General features: G+C 60.7%; 14 protein-coding genes. 10 read left to right on the top strand and 4 right to left on the bottom strand.

Annotated elements, in window-relative coordinates; all coding sequences use genetic code 11:
* Position 1: 1 nt before the first annotated feature.
* On the bottom strand, positions 2-769 hold the full coding sequence (gloB, locus tag CLU80_RS01010; RefSeq protein WP_093431663.1) for a hydroxyacylglutathione hydrolase: 768 nt from the start codon (positions 767-769) through the stop codon (positions 2-4).
* A gap of 66 nt (positions 770-835) precedes the next feature.
* Between gloB and CLU80_RS01005 the strand changes: the two genes are divergently transcribed.
* From CLU80_RS01005 to CLU80_RS00985, 5 genes are all read left to right on the top strand, one after another.
* Complete coding sequence (locus tag CLU80_RS01005) at positions 836-1,594, top strand: class I SAM-dependent methyltransferase (protein WP_093430718.1); 759 nt, start codon at positions 836-838, stop codon at positions 1,592-1,594.
* Between the two features lie 91 nt (positions 1,595-1,685).
* Positions 1,686-2,156, top strand: coding sequence for a ribonuclease HI (rnhA, locus tag CLU80_RS01000; protein ID WP_099756509.1), 471 nt, complete (start codon positions 1,686-1,688; stop codon positions 2,154-2,156).
* Positions 2,157-2,346: 190 nt separating this feature from the next.
* Positions 2,347-3,105 carry a DNA polymerase III subunit epsilon gene (dnaQ, locus tag CLU80_RS00995; RefSeq protein ID WP_093430720.1) on the top strand — a complete coding sequence of 253 codons (759 nt, stop codon included), beginning with the start codon at positions 2,347-2,349 and terminating at the stop codon, positions 3,103-3,105.
* Between the two features lie 132 nt (positions 3,106-3,237).
* Entirely contained in the window at positions 3,238-5,493 is a 2,256-nt protein-coding gene (locus CLU80_RS00990) for an Orn/Lys/Arg family decarboxylase (RefSeq protein WP_099756508.1), read from the top strand.
* Positions 5,494-5,507: 14 nt separating this feature from the next.
* Positions 5,508-6,122: a GNAT family N-acetyltransferase gene (locus CLU80_RS00985; protein WP_099756507.1), complete on the top strand. Its 615-nt coding sequence runs from the start codon at positions 5,508-5,510 to the stop codon at positions 6,120-6,122.
* Here CLU80_RS00985 and CLU80_RS00980 read toward each other — a convergent pair.
* Positions 6,088-6,981: a LysR family transcriptional regulator gene (locus CLU80_RS00980; RefSeq protein ID WP_099756506.1), complete on the bottom strand. Its 894-nt coding sequence runs from the start codon at positions 6,979-6,981 to the stop codon at positions 6,088-6,090. The two genes, CLU80_RS00985 and CLU80_RS00980, sit on opposite strands and share 35 nt — an antisense overlap.
* A gap of 85 nt (positions 6,982-7,066) precedes the next feature.
* Positions 7,067-7,297 carry a hypothetical protein gene (locus tag CLU80_RS00975; protein WP_093430724.1) on the bottom strand — a complete coding sequence of 77 codons (231 nt, stop codon included), beginning with the start codon at positions 7,295-7,297 and terminating at the stop codon, positions 7,067-7,069.
* Positions 7,298-7,482: 185 nt separating this feature from the next.
* On the opposite strand from CLU80_RS00975, the gene CLU80_RS00970 reads away from it, so the two are divergent.
* Together CLU80_RS00970 and CLU80_RS00965 are read left to right on the top strand one after the other, a co-directional pair.
* A complete protein-coding gene (locus CLU80_RS00970) occupies positions 7,483-8,040 on the top strand; it encodes an NADPH-dependent FMN reductase (RefSeq protein WP_038366013.1) in 558 nt (185 codons plus the stop codon).
* 165 nt (positions 8,041-8,205) lie between these two features.
* Positions 8,206-9,489 (top strand): arsenic transporter, encoded by a 1,284-nt coding sequence (locus CLU80_RS00965; protein ID WP_099756505.1) that lies wholly within the window; start codon positions 8,206-8,208, stop codon positions 9,487-9,489.
* Positions 9,490-9,593: 104 nt separating this feature from the next.
* Here CLU80_RS00965 and CLU80_RS00960 read toward each other — a convergent pair whose 3' ends face one another.
* The gene (locus CLU80_RS00960; protein ID WP_099756504.1) at positions 9,594-10,544 is read right to left on the bottom strand and encodes a DUF1853 family protein; all 951 of its coding nucleotides are present in this window, start codon (positions 10,542-10,544) and stop codon (positions 9,594-9,596) included.
* A 115-nt stretch (positions 10,545-10,659) separates the two neighbouring features.
* Between CLU80_RS00960 and CLU80_RS00955 the strand changes: the two genes are divergently transcribed.
* The 3 genes from CLU80_RS00955 to CLU80_RS00945 are packed head-to-tail and all read left to right on the top strand — an operon-like array spanning position 10,660 to position 13,387.
* The gene (locus CLU80_RS00955) at positions 10,660-11,550 is read left to right on the top strand and encodes an NAD(+) kinase (protein WP_003224174.1); all 891 of its coding nucleotides are present in this window, start codon (positions 10,660-10,662) and stop codon (positions 11,548-11,550) included.
* Entirely contained in the window at positions 11,550-12,521 is a 972-nt protein-coding gene (locus tag CLU80_RS00950) for a metallophosphoesterase (RefSeq protein WP_093430727.1), read from the top strand. Before CLU80_RS00955 ends, CLU80_RS00950 begins: the two co-directional genes overlap by 1 nt.
* On the top strand, positions 12,518-13,387 hold the full coding sequence (locus tag CLU80_RS00945) for a rhomboid family intramembrane serine protease (protein WP_099756503.1): 870 nt from the start codon (positions 12,518-12,520) through the stop codon (positions 13,385-13,387). Before CLU80_RS00950 ends, CLU80_RS00945 begins: the two co-directional genes overlap by 4 nt.
* The last annotated feature ends 19 nt before the right edge of the window (positions 13,388-13,406 follow it).

Raw genomic sequence — 13,406 nt, 5'->3', positions numbered from 1 at the left:
CTTAGAACTTATCTTTCCAAGCCCGCAGAGCCGCAAATACCTCACTCGGCGCCCGGTTTTGAGCGCCTGCCCGTTCGTCCACTTTTTGTGTAACTAATGTTTCAGAGGTACGCAAGAACGGGTTTGTGAGCTTTTCCAGTGCCAGGGTCGAAGGCAGGGTCATGACGCCGTTTTGCCGCTGCTGAGTGACTTTTTCCAGACGGGCGGCGATGTCCGGATTGCCCGGCTCGACGGCAGCGGCAAACTTCAGATTGCTCAGGGTGTATTCATGGGTGCAGTAGACCAGGGTATCTTCCGGTAGAGCAGCGAGGCGGCTGAGCGAGTGGTGCATTTGCTCCGGCGTGCCCTCGAACAGGCGACCGCAACCGGCGGCGAACAGGGTGTCGCCGCAAAACAGCAGGCCGTGGTGGTAATAGGCAATGTGTCCCAAGGTGTGACCGGGCACCGCATAGACGTCGAAGTCCCAGCCGAGCACGCTGACCGTGTCGTTGTCCTCGAGCGCCACGTCGCGCCCCGGGATGCTTTCGCTGGCCGGGCCGTAGACTTTTGCGCCGCTCAGCGCTTTCAGGCGTTCGACGCCGCCGACATGATCATGATGGTGGTGGGTGATCAGAATGTCGCTCAACACCCAGCCCGGATGCGCTGCAAGCCACGCCTGCACCGGCGCGGCATCGCCCGGGTCGACCACGGCGCAGCGCTGGGTGCGGTGATCCTGTAACAACCAGATGTAGTTGTCGGTGAACGCGGGCAGGGCACTGATCTGTATCATCGTCGGAATTCGCCAAGCGGAAAACATTGGCGCATCTTAGTAGTTCCTGGCGCTTTGGAGAATGCGATGAGTGATAAAGCGTTCGCACAGGCTGATCCTGACTGGCTGGCCCTGATCGGTGCAGCCCGTGAATGGCTGTCCGGCCCGCTCGGGCAATTTCTGCTCGATGAAGAGCGGCGCATGCTCGAAGACGAGTTGGGCCGTTTCTTTGGCGGTTATCTGGTGCACTACGGGCCATCGGCCGAAACCCCGCCGTCTGCACCGCAAGTGCAGCGCAATGTGCGCCTCGGTGCGCCGTTGCCCGGGGTCGAGATCGTCTGCGAGGAGCAGGCCTGGCCGCTGAGCGAGCATGCCGCCGATGTGGTGGTGATGCAGCACGGTCTGGATTTCTGCCTGTCGCCCCACGGTTTGCTGCGTGAAGCAGCGAGCAGCGTGCGTCCCGGTGGGCATTTGCTGATCATCGGCATTAACCCCTGGAGCACCTGGGGCCTGCGCCATGTGTTCGCCCACGACGCCTTGCGCCAGGCGCGCTGCATCTCGCCGTCGCGGGTCGCCGACTGGCTCAATCTGCTGGGCTTCGCGCTGGAGAAACGCCGCTTCGGGTGCTATCGTCCGCCGCTCGCGTCACCCAAGTGGCAGGCCCGTCTGGCCGGCTGGGAACGCAAGGCCGGTGACTGGCAACTGTCGGGTGGCGGCTTCTATTTACTGGTCGCGCGCAAGATTGTGGTCGGACTGCGACCGTTGCGTCAGGAACGGCGCGAGCCGATGGGCAAGCTGATTCCGCTGCCGATGGCCAAGGTCAACCGCCGCCGCATCGAACCGTAAAACTTTCTTTTATTTGTGGCCGGGTGTGTCCCGGCCTCGGTCATTGTCGATCCGTGATCGGCAGGACAGGCATTTTTCTGGATAGATTGGCATGAGCGAAAGCGTTGAAAGCGTCGACACCGTAGAGCTGTTCACTGACGGCGCCTGCAAAGGCAACCCCGGCCCCGGCGGCTGGGGCGCCTTGCTGGTGTGCAAGGGCGTCGAAAAGGAACTGTGGGGTGGCGAAACCAACACCACCAACAACCGCATGGAACTGCTCGGCGCGATCCGTGGCCTCGAAGCCTTGAAGCGCCCCTGTGAAGTGCTGCTGGTGACCGACTCGCAATACGTGATGAAGGGCATCAACGAGTGGATGGCCAACTGGAAGAAGCGCGGCTGGAAAACCGCAGCGAAGGAGTCGGTGAAAAACGCTGATCTTTGGAAGGCGCTGGATGAGCAGGTCAACCGCCACAAGGTCACCTGGAAGTGGGTGCGTGGGCATATTGGCCATCACGGTAACGAGCGGGCCGACCAGTTGGCTAACCGTGGCGTTGACGAAGTGCGCGGCTACAAGCAAAGCTGATTTCGCTTCTGAGCCGTGGTGCGGCCATTCGCGAGCAGGCTCGCTCCCACACTGGATCGTGCTCACAACACATTCAATGTGGGAGCGAGCCTGCTCGCGAAGGGCACGCCACGGTCTGACTGAAACACCCCGCCGAGCGTGTTAACATCCGCGTTTTTTGCAAGATCGACCCGTTGAGAGCTGAACACTGATGGCCACCAGATCCGTTGTACTCGATACCGAAACCACCGGCATGCCGGTGACCGATGGTCACCGGATCATTGAAATCGGTTGTGTCGAACTGATCGGGCGGCGCCTGACGGGCCGGCATTTTCACGTTTACCTGCAGCCGGATCGCGAGAGTGATGAAGGCGCCATCGGCGTCCACGGCATCACCAACGAATTCCTCGTCGGCAAGCCGCGCTTTGCCGAAGTGGCCGATGAGTTCTTCGAGTTCATCAAAGGCGCGCAGCTGATCATCCACAACGCGGCGTTCGACGTTGGCTTCATCAACAACGAATTCGCCCTGATGGGGCAGCACGATCGCGCTGACATCACCCAGCACTGCTCAATCCTCGACACCCTGATGATGGCCCGGGAACGTCACCCGGGGCAGCGCAACAGCCTCGATGCGTTGTGCAAGCGCTATGGCGTCGACAACTCCGGCCGTGAACTGCACGGCGCCTTGCTCGACTCGGAGATTCTCGCCGACGTCTACCTGACCATGACCGGTGGCCAGACCAGCCTGTCGCTGGCCGGCAACGCTTCCGACGGCAATGGCACGGGCGAGGGCGCGGACAACTCGGCGACCGAGATTCGCCGCTTGCCGGCTGATCGTCAGCCAGCGCGGATCATTCGTGCAACCGAAGAGGAACTGGCGGCGCATCTGGTGCGGCTGGAAATTATTGCCAAGTCCGCCGGTGGCCCGGCGATGTGGACGCAGATCGCGGAAGCTGACGCCCAGGCTTGAAGATCAACGGATCGGACGATCTTTGCTTTTGGCGGCATGAAGCCAACTGGCCACCCTCGCCACTTTCGCTGCAACCCTCTACCCTGAGTGCATTGGCCGATTCAATTCGGCCGCCTCAGGACACTGAGCCTCATGTACAAAGATTTGAAGTTTCCGGTGTTGATCGTTCATCGCGACATCAAGGCCGACACGGTCGCCGGTGACCGTGTCCGTGGCATCGCCCAAGAGTTGGAGCAGGAAGGTTTCAGTATCGTGTCGGCCACCGACTACGCCGAAGGGCGGTTGGTCGCGTCGACCCATCATGGTCTGGCGTGCATGCTGATTGCCGCCGAGGACGCCAGCACCCACTCGCATCTGTTGCAGAACATGGCCGAGCTGATCGGTCTGGCGCGGGTACGCGCACCGGATCTGCCGATCTTTGCCCTGGGCGAGCAAGTCACCCTGGAAAATGCGCCGGCCGATGCCATGGCCGAGCTCAATCAACTGCGCGGCATTCTCTATCTGTTCGAAGACACCGTACCGTTCCTCGCCCGGCAAGTGGCCCGCGCGGCGCGCAAGTACCTCGATGGCTTGTTGCCGCCGTTTTTCAAGGCGCTGGTGCAGCACACCGCCGACTCCAATTATTCCTGGCACACCCCCGGCCATGGCGGCGGTGTGGCGTATCACAAGAGTCCGGTCGGGCAGGCGTTTCACCAGTTCTTCGGTGAAAATACCCTGCGTTCGGATTTGTCGGTGTCGGTGCCGGAGCTCGGTTCGCTGCTCGATCACACCGGGCCGCTCGCCGAAGCCGAAGCGCGCGCCGCGCGCAATTTCGGCGCCGATCACACCTTTTTCGTGATCAATGGCACCTCGACCGCCAACAAGATTGTCTGGCATTCGATGGTCGCGCGCGACGATCTAGTGCTGGTTGACCGCAATTGCCACAAGTCGGTGTTGCACGCGATCATCATGACCGGGGCGATCCCGCTGTATCTGTGCCCGGAGCGTAATGAGCTGGGGATCATCGGCCCGATCCCGCTGAGCGAATTCAGCCGCGAGTCGATTCAGGCCAAGATCGACGCCAGCCCGCTGACCAAGGGCCGCGCGCCGAAAGTCAAACTCGCCGTGGTCACCAATTCGACTTACGACGGCCTCTGTTACAACGCCGAGCTGATCAAGCAAAGTCTCGGCAACAGCGTCGAGGTGCTGCATTTCGACGAGGCCTGGTACGCCTATGCGGCGTTTCACGAATTCTTCGCCGGGCGCTACGGCATGGCCACCTCGCGCAGCGAAGACAGCCCGCTGGTATTCACCACGCATTCCACGCACAAGCTACTCGCCGCCTTCAGTCAGGCCTCGATGATTCATGTGCAGGACGGCGGTGCGCGGCAACTGGACCGTGACCGTTTCAATGAAGCGTTCATGATGCACATCTCGACTTCACCGCAGTACAGCATCATCGCCTCGCTCGACGTTGCCTCGGCAATGATGGAAGGCCCGGCCGGGCGTTCGCTGTTGCAGGAAACCTTTGACGAAGCGCTGAGCTTCCGTCGCGCGCTGGCCAATCTGCGGCAGCACATCGCCGCTGATGACTGGTGGTTTTCAATCTGGCAGCCGCCGGGTGTCGAGGGCATCGACCGCGTGCAGACCGAAGACTGGTTATTGCAACCGGATGCCGAGTGGCATGGTTTTGGGGAGGTCAGCGACGATTACGTGTTGCTCGATCCGATCAAAGTCACGCTGGTCATGCCGGGGTTGAACGCCGGCGGCGCGCTGAGCGAGAAGGGCATCCCGGCGGCGGTGGTCAGTAAATTCCTTTGGGAGCGGGGGCTGGTGGTGGAAAAGACCGGTCTGTATTCATTTCTGGTGCTGTTCTCCATGGGCATTACCAAAGGCAAATGGAGCACGCTGCTCACCGAGTTGCTGGAATTCAAACGCAGCTACGACGCCAATGTGCGCCTCGACACCTGCCTGCCGTGTGTTGCCCAGCAAGATATCGTGCGTTATCGCGGCATGGGCCTGCGGGATTTGTGTGATCAACTGCACGCCTGTTATCGCAGCAATGCCACGGCCAAACACCTCAAGCGCATGTACACCGTGCTCCCGGAAATTGCCATGAAACCGGCGCACGCCTACGATCATCTGGTGCGTGGCGAAGTCGAGGCGGTGCCGATCGATGAGCTGGAAGGGCGCATCGCCGCGGTGATGCTGGTGCCGTATCCGCCGGGGATTCCGCTGATCATGCCCGGCGAACGCTTTACCGAGTCGACACGCTCGATCATTGATTACCTGAAATTTGCTCGCACGTTCGATAGCAGCTTCCCCGGTTTTGTCGCGGATGTGCATGGATTGCAGCACGAAGATGAAGGCAATGGGCGGCAATACACCGTCGATTGCGTCAAGGAATGAGGACTTTTCCCAGTATGCAACCGGTCATGAATCCGAAATACCCAGGGCTGTCGGTGCGTGTCGCCGATGAAGGCTTTGCGCCGTATATCTGGGGCAGCGACTTCAGTTTCGAGGTCACCGCCTATGGCGCTGCCGTGATCGGCCAGCCTGTCGAGCAATGGCGGGTGACGCCGATCGTGCCGTACCGCAAGTGCTACGGCATCGATCCGGAAGAGTTCAGCGCCTTTCATAACGCGCCGGACAGCGCGATTTTCATGGCGTATCTGGATGATCAGCCGGTCGGCCATCTGGTGATCAGTACCAACTGGAACGGCTTCGCCCATATCGATGAGCTGGCGGTGCATGCGCCGGCGCGGCGCCATGGCGTGGCCAAGGCGTTGCTCGATGTCGCGCAGTTCTGGAGTCGCAAGAAAAAACTGCCGGGGATCATGCTCGAAACCCAGAACAACAACCTCGGCGCTTGTCGGTTGTATGAGCGTTGCGGCTACGTGATTGGCGGCGTGGACCAGTTGCGCTATCGCGGCATTGATCCGAACACCGCCGAAGTGGCGCTGTTCTGGTATCGATTGTTCGATAACCCGCTGGAAAACCCGCTCAGCTCGCCAGCATCGCCTCGGCTTGTTCCGTGATGATCGCCAGTAACGTCTGAATCGCCGATGCCGGCGCGGTGTGCTTGAACGTCAGGGCATAGAGGCTGATCGGCACCGCCGGCGACAGTGGGCAGACATCCAACCCTGCCGGACGCGCGCCCAGTGCGGTGAACGGATCGACGATGGCCAGGCCTTCGCCGGCCTCGACCATGCTGCGCATCATTTGATGGGTTTGTACGCGGGTCTGGATGCTCGGTGCCGGGCGCAACGCCTGGAGTTTGTTTTCCAGCGCCGGGCTCAGCGGGTCCTGGCCTTCGAGGCCGACCATGGCCTGGCCGGCGAGATCCTGCAGGGAAATGTATTTCTGTTTCGGTTGCAGCCAGCCATGGGGGGCGAGCAGTTGCAGCTTGCCCTGGGCCAATGGCCGGCAATCAATGTCGGGGTGTTCGGGATCGTGCAGGCTCAAGCCGAGATCGCTTTCACGTAACAACAGGCTGCGGACGATATCGCGGGTTGGCGCGCTGAGCAGGCTGCACGGTGCATCGGGCAGGCGTCGGCGCAGGGCGGCAAGGCTTTGTGGCAGTAATTGTTGCGCCAGCGGCGGGGTGCCGATGATGCGCAAGGGTGGGGCGAGGTATTGCTTGAGGCTGCTGGCCAGACGCTGCACCGGCTCCAGCGCTTCATAAACGTGGGCGATTTCGACCTGCAATGCCCGCGCCTCGGGCGTCGATTGCAGGCGCCCGCGCACGCTGGCAAACAGCATGAACCCCAACTGACTCTCGGCTTCGCGCAAACGCTCTTCGACCTCGGCCAGCGGCAACTCCAGCCATTCGGCGGCAGTGCCCAGGTGACCGGTCTGCAAGAGCGCCTGAATCACTTCGATATGACGTAAACGCATGCGTGAAGTCCATGTTCAGCAGGTGGGGTCAGTGGCTGAATCCTACCCCAACTCTGCGCATATGACTTCTGCTCATAACGGCCAGTTATGAAGCGACGGTGGTCTCAGGCTCACGGGTCAGGGTGATGCCTGACTGAACCAGGAGAAACTCGTTGTCGTTGACCTTGTTGACGCGATCGCCAATGGCCAGTTTGTAAATCGGCTCCGAGCCAGTGGAACCGTCTGCCGACGGGTTGGATTCCTGGAACTCATGCACGGAATAAACGCGGCCTTCCGCATCTCTTGCATGGAACTGACCGACCAGTACTGCTGCCATCTGCTTAGAACCTCTGGAGATAAAACGCTTGATTTGCGGCTTGGTAGACCGCCATCAAGGCCTGTAAGTTTTCCTACAGGAAAAAAATAATCAGCGCGCGGGAATTTCCCATTGTGTGCTGGTGGAATCGTCACCGGATCATCTATAACTAGTGGCTCCTCCCACGGACCATCGAGAGTTCTTCCATGAGCAATGTCTACAACGTCGCTGTAGTGGTCGGTAGCCTGCGCAAAGCTTCGATCAATCGCAAAGTCGCCCTGGCACTGGCGGAGCTGGCCCCGGCGAACCTCAAGCTTGAGATTGTCGAAATTGGCGATCTGCCACTGTATAACGAAGACATCGACGGCGATTCTCCGCCGGCAGCCTACAGCACTTTCAGGCAAAAAGTGGGTTCTTCCGACGCGGTGCTGTTTGTCACGCCCGAGTACAACCGTTCGGTGCCGGCGCCACTGAAGAATGCCATCGATGTTGGCTCGCGGCCTTATGGCAAGGCTGTCTGGAGTGGCAAACCGGGGGCGGTGATCAGTGTATCGCCGGGTGCGATCGGTGGTTTCGGCGCGAATCAGCATCTGCGCCAGTCGTTCGTATTCCTCAATGTGCCGTGCATGCAGCAACCGGAAGCGTATCTGGGCGGCGCGGGTTCGGCGTTTGACGAGGCGGGCAAGTTGAGCGAGTCGGTGAAACCTTTTCTGCAAAGCTTTATCAATGCCTACGGACAATTCGTAGAGCAACACAAAAAATAAGCTCACCGAAATCCCTGGCACAACAGACATCCTGTGGGAGCGAGCTTGCTCGCGAAGAGGCCATCAGCCACACATCATGGGTGACTGACAGTCCGTCTTCGCGAGCAAGCTCGCTCCCACAGGTTTTAGTGTTTAGCTCTTCTACTTAATTTAAGGCTGTTGCGGATGCTCGCTGCGTCACTGATTTTCCTGCTGACCATTACCCTTGTCATCTGGCAACCCAAAGGCCTCGGCGTCGGCTGGAGTGCGACGCTTGGCGCGGTGCTGGCGCTGATCTTCGGCGTCGTTCACCTCAGCGACATTCCGCTGGTGTGGCAGATCATCTGGAACGCCACCGGCACCTTTGTCGCGCTGATCATCATCAGCCTGCTGCTCGACGAAGCCGGGTTCTTCAACTGGGCCGCGTTGCACGTGGCGCGTTGGGGGCGAGGCAGTGGGCGCAAGCTGTTTGCCTTTATGGTGCTGCTTGGCGCATTGGTGTCGGCGTTGTTTGCCAATGACGGTGCAGCGCTGATCCTCACGCCGATCGTGATTTCGATGTTGCTGGCGCTACGGTTTTCCCCGGCGGCGACGTTGGCGTTCGTCATGGGCGCGGGGTTTATCGCCGACACGGCGAGCCTGCCGCTGGTGGTATCGAACCTGGTCAACATTGTTTCGGCAGACTTCTTCCACATCGGCTTCAACCGCTACGCAGCGGTGATGGTGCCGGTCAACTTCGTCAGCGTGGCGGCGACGCTGGGCATGCTGCTGTGGTTTTTCCGCCGCGATATTCCCTCGGCGTACGACCCTGAGCAACTCGAACATCCTGAAACCGCGATCCACGATAAAGCCACGTTCTACGCTGGTTGGGCGGTGTTGGTGATTCTGCTGATCGGCTGCTTTGCGCTGGAGCCGCTGGGCATTCCGATCAGTGCGATATCTGCCGTGTGCGCCGCGCTGTTGCTGGGCATCGCCGCCCGCGGCCACAAGATTTCCACGCGCAAGGTGATGAAAGAGGCACCGTGGCAGATCGTGATTTTCTCGTTGGGCATGTATCTGGTCGTGTATGGCCTGCGCAATGCCGGGCTGACCGGGTATCTGGCCGGTTGGCTGGATGTCTTTGCCGGTCATGGCGTTTGGGGCGCGGCAATGGGCACGGGTGTGCTGACCGCGTTGCTGTCATCGATCATGAACAATTTGCCGACGGTGTTGATTGGTTTGTTGTCGATTGATGCCAGTCAGGCCAGCGGAGTGGTCAAGGAAGCGATGATCTATGCCAACGTGATTGGCAGTGACTTGGGGCCGAAGATCACGCCGATTGGCAGCCTGGCCACGTTGTTGTGGCTGCATGTGCTGGAGCGCAAGGGGATTCATATTGGCTGGGGCTATTACTTCCGGGTCGGAATTGTGTTGACGGTGCCGGTGTTGTTGGTGACGTTGGCGGCTTTGGCTTTGCGGCTTTCACTTTAGACCGAGGTGACCCCATCGCGAGCAGGCTCACTCCTACAGGGGAATGCATTCCAAATGTGGGAGCGAGCTTGCTCGCGAAGGCGTCATACCAAACACCAACAAACTCAGGCCTGGCCCGGGACATTCGGCCAAAGATCCGACACCAGAAACAACCGCTCAGCCTCTTCCCATTCCCCCTGCGCGTTCTCGGTCAGGCGCACCATCAGCTGTGCCGGGGCCAGCGGCGCAAGATCCTCCAGCCACATGCGTAAATGCTCCATGGTCCACGTCTGGTCCGCCGGATAATGCGCCGGTGCCAGCCAGGCGTGGCGGGGCAGGGGTTGCCAGCGTCCCGCCGGACGTTGAGCGACGAATGCCGGCCAATCCTTCTGATGCAACCAACTGCCGCGCAAATGCTGCGGGTGCGCACCGCTCGGTGATCCAGCCGGCCCGGGCCACGGATACAACAAGTAACCACCGAGCCACAGCTGCGCGCTGAACACCTCGATATCCAGCGCCGCCAGCACTTCGCGACTTTCCGGGCGCGCCGAGATCGGCAATTGATGCTCGGCCAGATGCGCCAGTTTGCGATCCAGCCGATCATGACAACCCGGGCCTAGCCACTGCGCGGGATCACGACCGTCGCCATTTTGCGGGCCCAGATAAAGCTTGATCGCCAGTTCCAGGTGATGCACGCCGTCGCGGTCACGCAACAGCATGTCCAGCTCGCCGAGGGTGTGGCCCTCGCGGCGGATCGGCAGGTTGGCGGCGATCAGCTCAATGCCCGGCGCATGCTCCACGGCAAACTGCCACAGCCGTTCGTAATACAGGCCCAGACGCCGCGTGCGCGCCTGCGACAGCCAATGCAACAAGCCATAACTGTCGCGGTCGAGCTGGCGCAACCAGTGCTCCAGCCGCTGCGGGTCATGCACCCAATCGCTGCCCGCCAGCGGATGACGCTGCGGCCATGGCGTGGTGGCGAGCATCGGCGGGGCGAGGATCACCCACGCCAGATCCCGCACTTCCGGGTGGCGTAATTGGTGGGGCAACTGAAGCAAATCGGGAAACAGGATCATCTTGCGAGCATAGCCTGAAACATGAGCGCACCCTTGAGGCTGAAAGGATTTTGTCTAACCGGCGCTTTCGCCCATAATCGTGCTTTTCGCGTTTTCGATTGTCCGCAGAGGTCCCATGGAGCAATTTCGTAATATCGGCATCATCGGTCGCCTGGGCAGTTCCCAGGTGCTGGATACCGTCCGCCGACTGAAACGGTTTCTGCTCGATCGTCACCTGCATGTGATCCTCGAAGACACCATCGCCGAAGTCCTGCCGGGCCACGGTTTGCAAACCTCGTCGCGCAAAATGCTCGGCGAAGTCTGCGACATGGTCATCGTCGTCGGCGGTGACGGCAGCCTGCTCGGCGCCGCACGAGCGCTGGCCAAACACAATATTCCGGTGCTGGGGATCAACCGTGGCAGCCTCGGTTTCCTCACCGACATTCGCCCGGACGAGCTGGAAGTCGAAGTCGCCAAGGTGCTCGACGGCCACTATCTGGTGGAAAACCGCTTCCTGCTGCAAGCCGAAGTGCGCCGCCACGCCGAGGCCATTGGTCAGGGCGACGCGCTCAACGATGTGGTGCTGCACCCCGGCAAATCAACGCGGATGATCGAGTTCGAGCTGTACATCGACGGTCAGTTCGTCTGCAGCCAGAAAGCCGACGGCCTGATTGTCGCGACGCCGACCGGTTCCACCGCGTATGCGCTGTCTGCCGGCGGGCCGATCATGCATCCCAAGCTCGATGCCATTGTGATTGTGCCGATGTACCCCCATATGTTGTCGAGCAGGCCAATTGTGGTCGATGGCAACAGTGAGCTGAAAATCGTCGTGTCGAAAAACATGCAGATTTACCCGCAAGTCTCCTGCGATGGGCAGAACCACTTCACCTGCGCGCCGGGCGACACCATCACCGTCAGCAAGAAAGCACAGAAGCTGCGGCTGATTCATCCGCTCGACCACAACTACTACGAAGTCTGCCGCACCAAGCTCGGCTGGGGCAGCAAGTTGGGTGGTGGAGGCGACTGATGCTCGATCCCGCGCGCAGTTATGACCTGATTGGTGACGTGCACGGATGCGCCCTGACCCTTGAACACTTGCTGGACCGTCTCGGTTATCACAAGCAGGGCGGGGTCTGGCGGCATCCATCGCGCATGGCCGTGTTCGTCGGCGACATCATCGACCGTGGCCCGCGCATCCGCGAGGCGTTGCACATCGTCCACGACATGGTCGAGGCCGGTCAGGCCTTGTGCATCATGGGCAACCACGAATTCAACGCATTGGGCTGGAGCACGCCGGCGCCGCCAGGCAGCGGCAAGCAGTTCGTTCGCGAACACACGCCGCGCCACGCGCGTCTGCTGCACGAAACCCTGACCCAGTTCGAAGACCACCCCGGTGACTGGCACGATTTCCAGCGCTGGTTCTATGAGTTGCCGCTGTTTGTCGACGCCGGCCGCTTCCGCGTCGTGCATGCCTGTTGGGATGCCGGCCTGATCGAGCCGTTACGCGCGCTGTTCCCCAATGGCTGCATCGATGAACACTTCCTCCAGGCCTCGGCCGTGCCGGACAGCTTTGCCTGCACCGTGTTCGACCGTCTGTTGCGCGGCACCGACATGCGCCTGCCGGATGGTCTGACCATGACCAGCGGCGATGGTCTGGTGCGTTCGTTCTTCCGCACCAAGTTCTGGGAAGACGATCCGAAGACTTACGGCGATATCGTTTTCCAGCCTGATGCACTGCCGGATCCGGTGGCGCAGAAGCCACTGACGTCCAGCGAAAAAAACAACCTGCTGCGCTACGGCGTCGACGAGCCACTGCTGTTCGTCGGCCATTACTGGCGCAGCGGCAAACCAGCGCCGATCCGTCCGAACCTCGCGTGCCTGGATTACAGCGCGGTGCTCTACGGCAAACTCGTCGCCTATCGTCTGGATCAGGAAACACGTCTGGATCCGCATAAATTTGTCTGGGTCGATGTCGAGCGGCCGGAGGTGCTGCAATGAGTGCGGTAGCGGTATTGCGTCTGCCGATGGCGGTGGACTTGAGTGGTTTCGTCAAACTGCTGCAACGCATGCAGGTCCCGCATCGGGTCAGCGAAGAGGCCGGCGAACAAGTGCTGTGGGCACCGGCGGAAATCAGCGAAGACGTGCGCTCCTTGTACGAGCGCTTTCCGGCGGGTGATCCCGACCAGCAAATGGACATTCCCGTCGCGCCAACCTTCAAGCGGCCGAGCTTCGCCGAGCAACTGAAATACGCCAAGGCCACCGGGTTCATCCTGTTGTTGTGCCTGATCGTTGGCGGGCTGACGTACCTCGGCGAGAACCTGCAAACGCTGCGCTGGCTGACCTTCCTCGACTTTCAGGTGGTCGGCGAGTACATCCATTTCACGCCATTGGCCGACAGCCTGGCGGCAGGGCAGTGGTGGCGTCTGGTCACGCCGATGCTGATCCACTTCGGCATCCTCCATCTGGCCATGAACGGCATGTGGTATTGGGAGCTGGGCCGGCGTATCGAGTCGCGTCAGGGCAGTATCAACCTGATCGGCCTGACGCTGCTGTTCAGCCTGGTGTCCAACTACGCGCAATTTGCCTGGAGCGGCGCGACGTTGTTCGGCGGTCTGTCCGGCGTGCTGTACGGTTTGCTTGGACATTGCTGGATCTTCCAGCTGCTGGCGCCGAACCCGGCCTATCGCCTGCCGCGTGGCGTGCTGGTGATGATGCTGGTGTGGTTGCTGGTGTGCATGTCCGGGCTGATCTCGATGATCGGTTTCGGCGAAATCGCCAACGCCGCCCACGTCGGCGGGTTACTCATCGGATGCTTCACCGGTTTGTTGGGCGGTTTGTATAACCGCCGTAAACTGGCCGCCTGAAATTTTCAGTAGATAAAGA

This window comes from Pseudomonas sp. 29 (genome assembly GCF_002754355.1).
Lineage (GTDB): Bacteria > Pseudomonadota > Gammaproteobacteria > Pseudomonadales > Pseudomonadaceae > Aquipseudomonas > Aquipseudomonas neuropathica.
This window is presented reverse-complemented; position numbering and strand designations above follow the sequence as displayed.

Coding starts and splice junctions, on each gene's coding strand:
- gloB (WP_093431663.1), bottom strand. CDS start 769: ATGATACAGATCAGTGCCCTGCCCGCGTTCACCGACAACTACATCTGG.
- CLU80_RS01005 (WP_093430718.1), top strand. CDS start 836: ATGAGTGATAAAGCGTTCGCACAGGCTGATCCTGACTGGCTGGCCCTG.
- rnhA (WP_099756509.1), top strand. CDS start 1,686: ATGAGCGAAAGCGTTGAAAGCGTCGACACCGTAGAGCTGTTCACTGAC.
- dnaQ (WP_093430720.1), top strand. CDS start 2,347: ATGGCCACCAGATCCGTTGTACTCGATACCGAAACCACCGGCATGCCG.
- CLU80_RS00990 (WP_099756508.1), top strand. CDS start 3,238: ATGTACAAAGATTTGAAGTTTCCGGTGTTGATCGTTCATCGCGACATC.
- CLU80_RS00985 (WP_099756507.1), top strand. CDS start 5,508: ATGCAACCGGTCATGAATCCGAAATACCCAGGGCTGTCGGTGCGTGTC.
- CLU80_RS00980 (WP_099756506.1), bottom strand. CDS start 6,981: ATGCGTTTACGTCATATCGAAGTGATTCAGGCGCTCTTGCAGACCGGT.
- CLU80_RS00975 (WP_093430724.1), bottom strand. CDS start 7,297: ATGGCAGCAGTACTGGTCGGTCAGTTCCATGCAAGAGATGCGGAAGGC.
- CLU80_RS00970 (WP_038366013.1), top strand. CDS start 7,483: ATGAGCAATGTCTACAACGTCGCTGTAGTGGTCGGTAGCCTGCGCAAA.
- CLU80_RS00965 (WP_099756505.1), top strand. CDS start 8,206: ATGCTCGCTGCGTCACTGATTTTCCTGCTGACCATTACCCTTGTCATC.
- CLU80_RS00960 (WP_099756504.1), bottom strand. CDS start 10,544: ATGATCCTGTTTCCCGATTTGCTTCAGTTGCCCCACCAATTACGCCAC.
- CLU80_RS00955 (WP_003224174.1), top strand. CDS start 10,660: ATGGAGCAATTTCGTAATATCGGCATCATCGGTCGCCTGGGCAGTTCC.
- CLU80_RS00950 (WP_093430727.1), top strand. CDS start 11,550: ATGCTCGATCCCGCGCGCAGTTATGACCTGATTGGTGACGTGCACGGA.
- CLU80_RS00945 (WP_099756503.1), top strand. CDS start 12,518: ATGAGTGCGGTAGCGGTATTGCGTCTGCCGATGGCGGTGGACTTGAGT.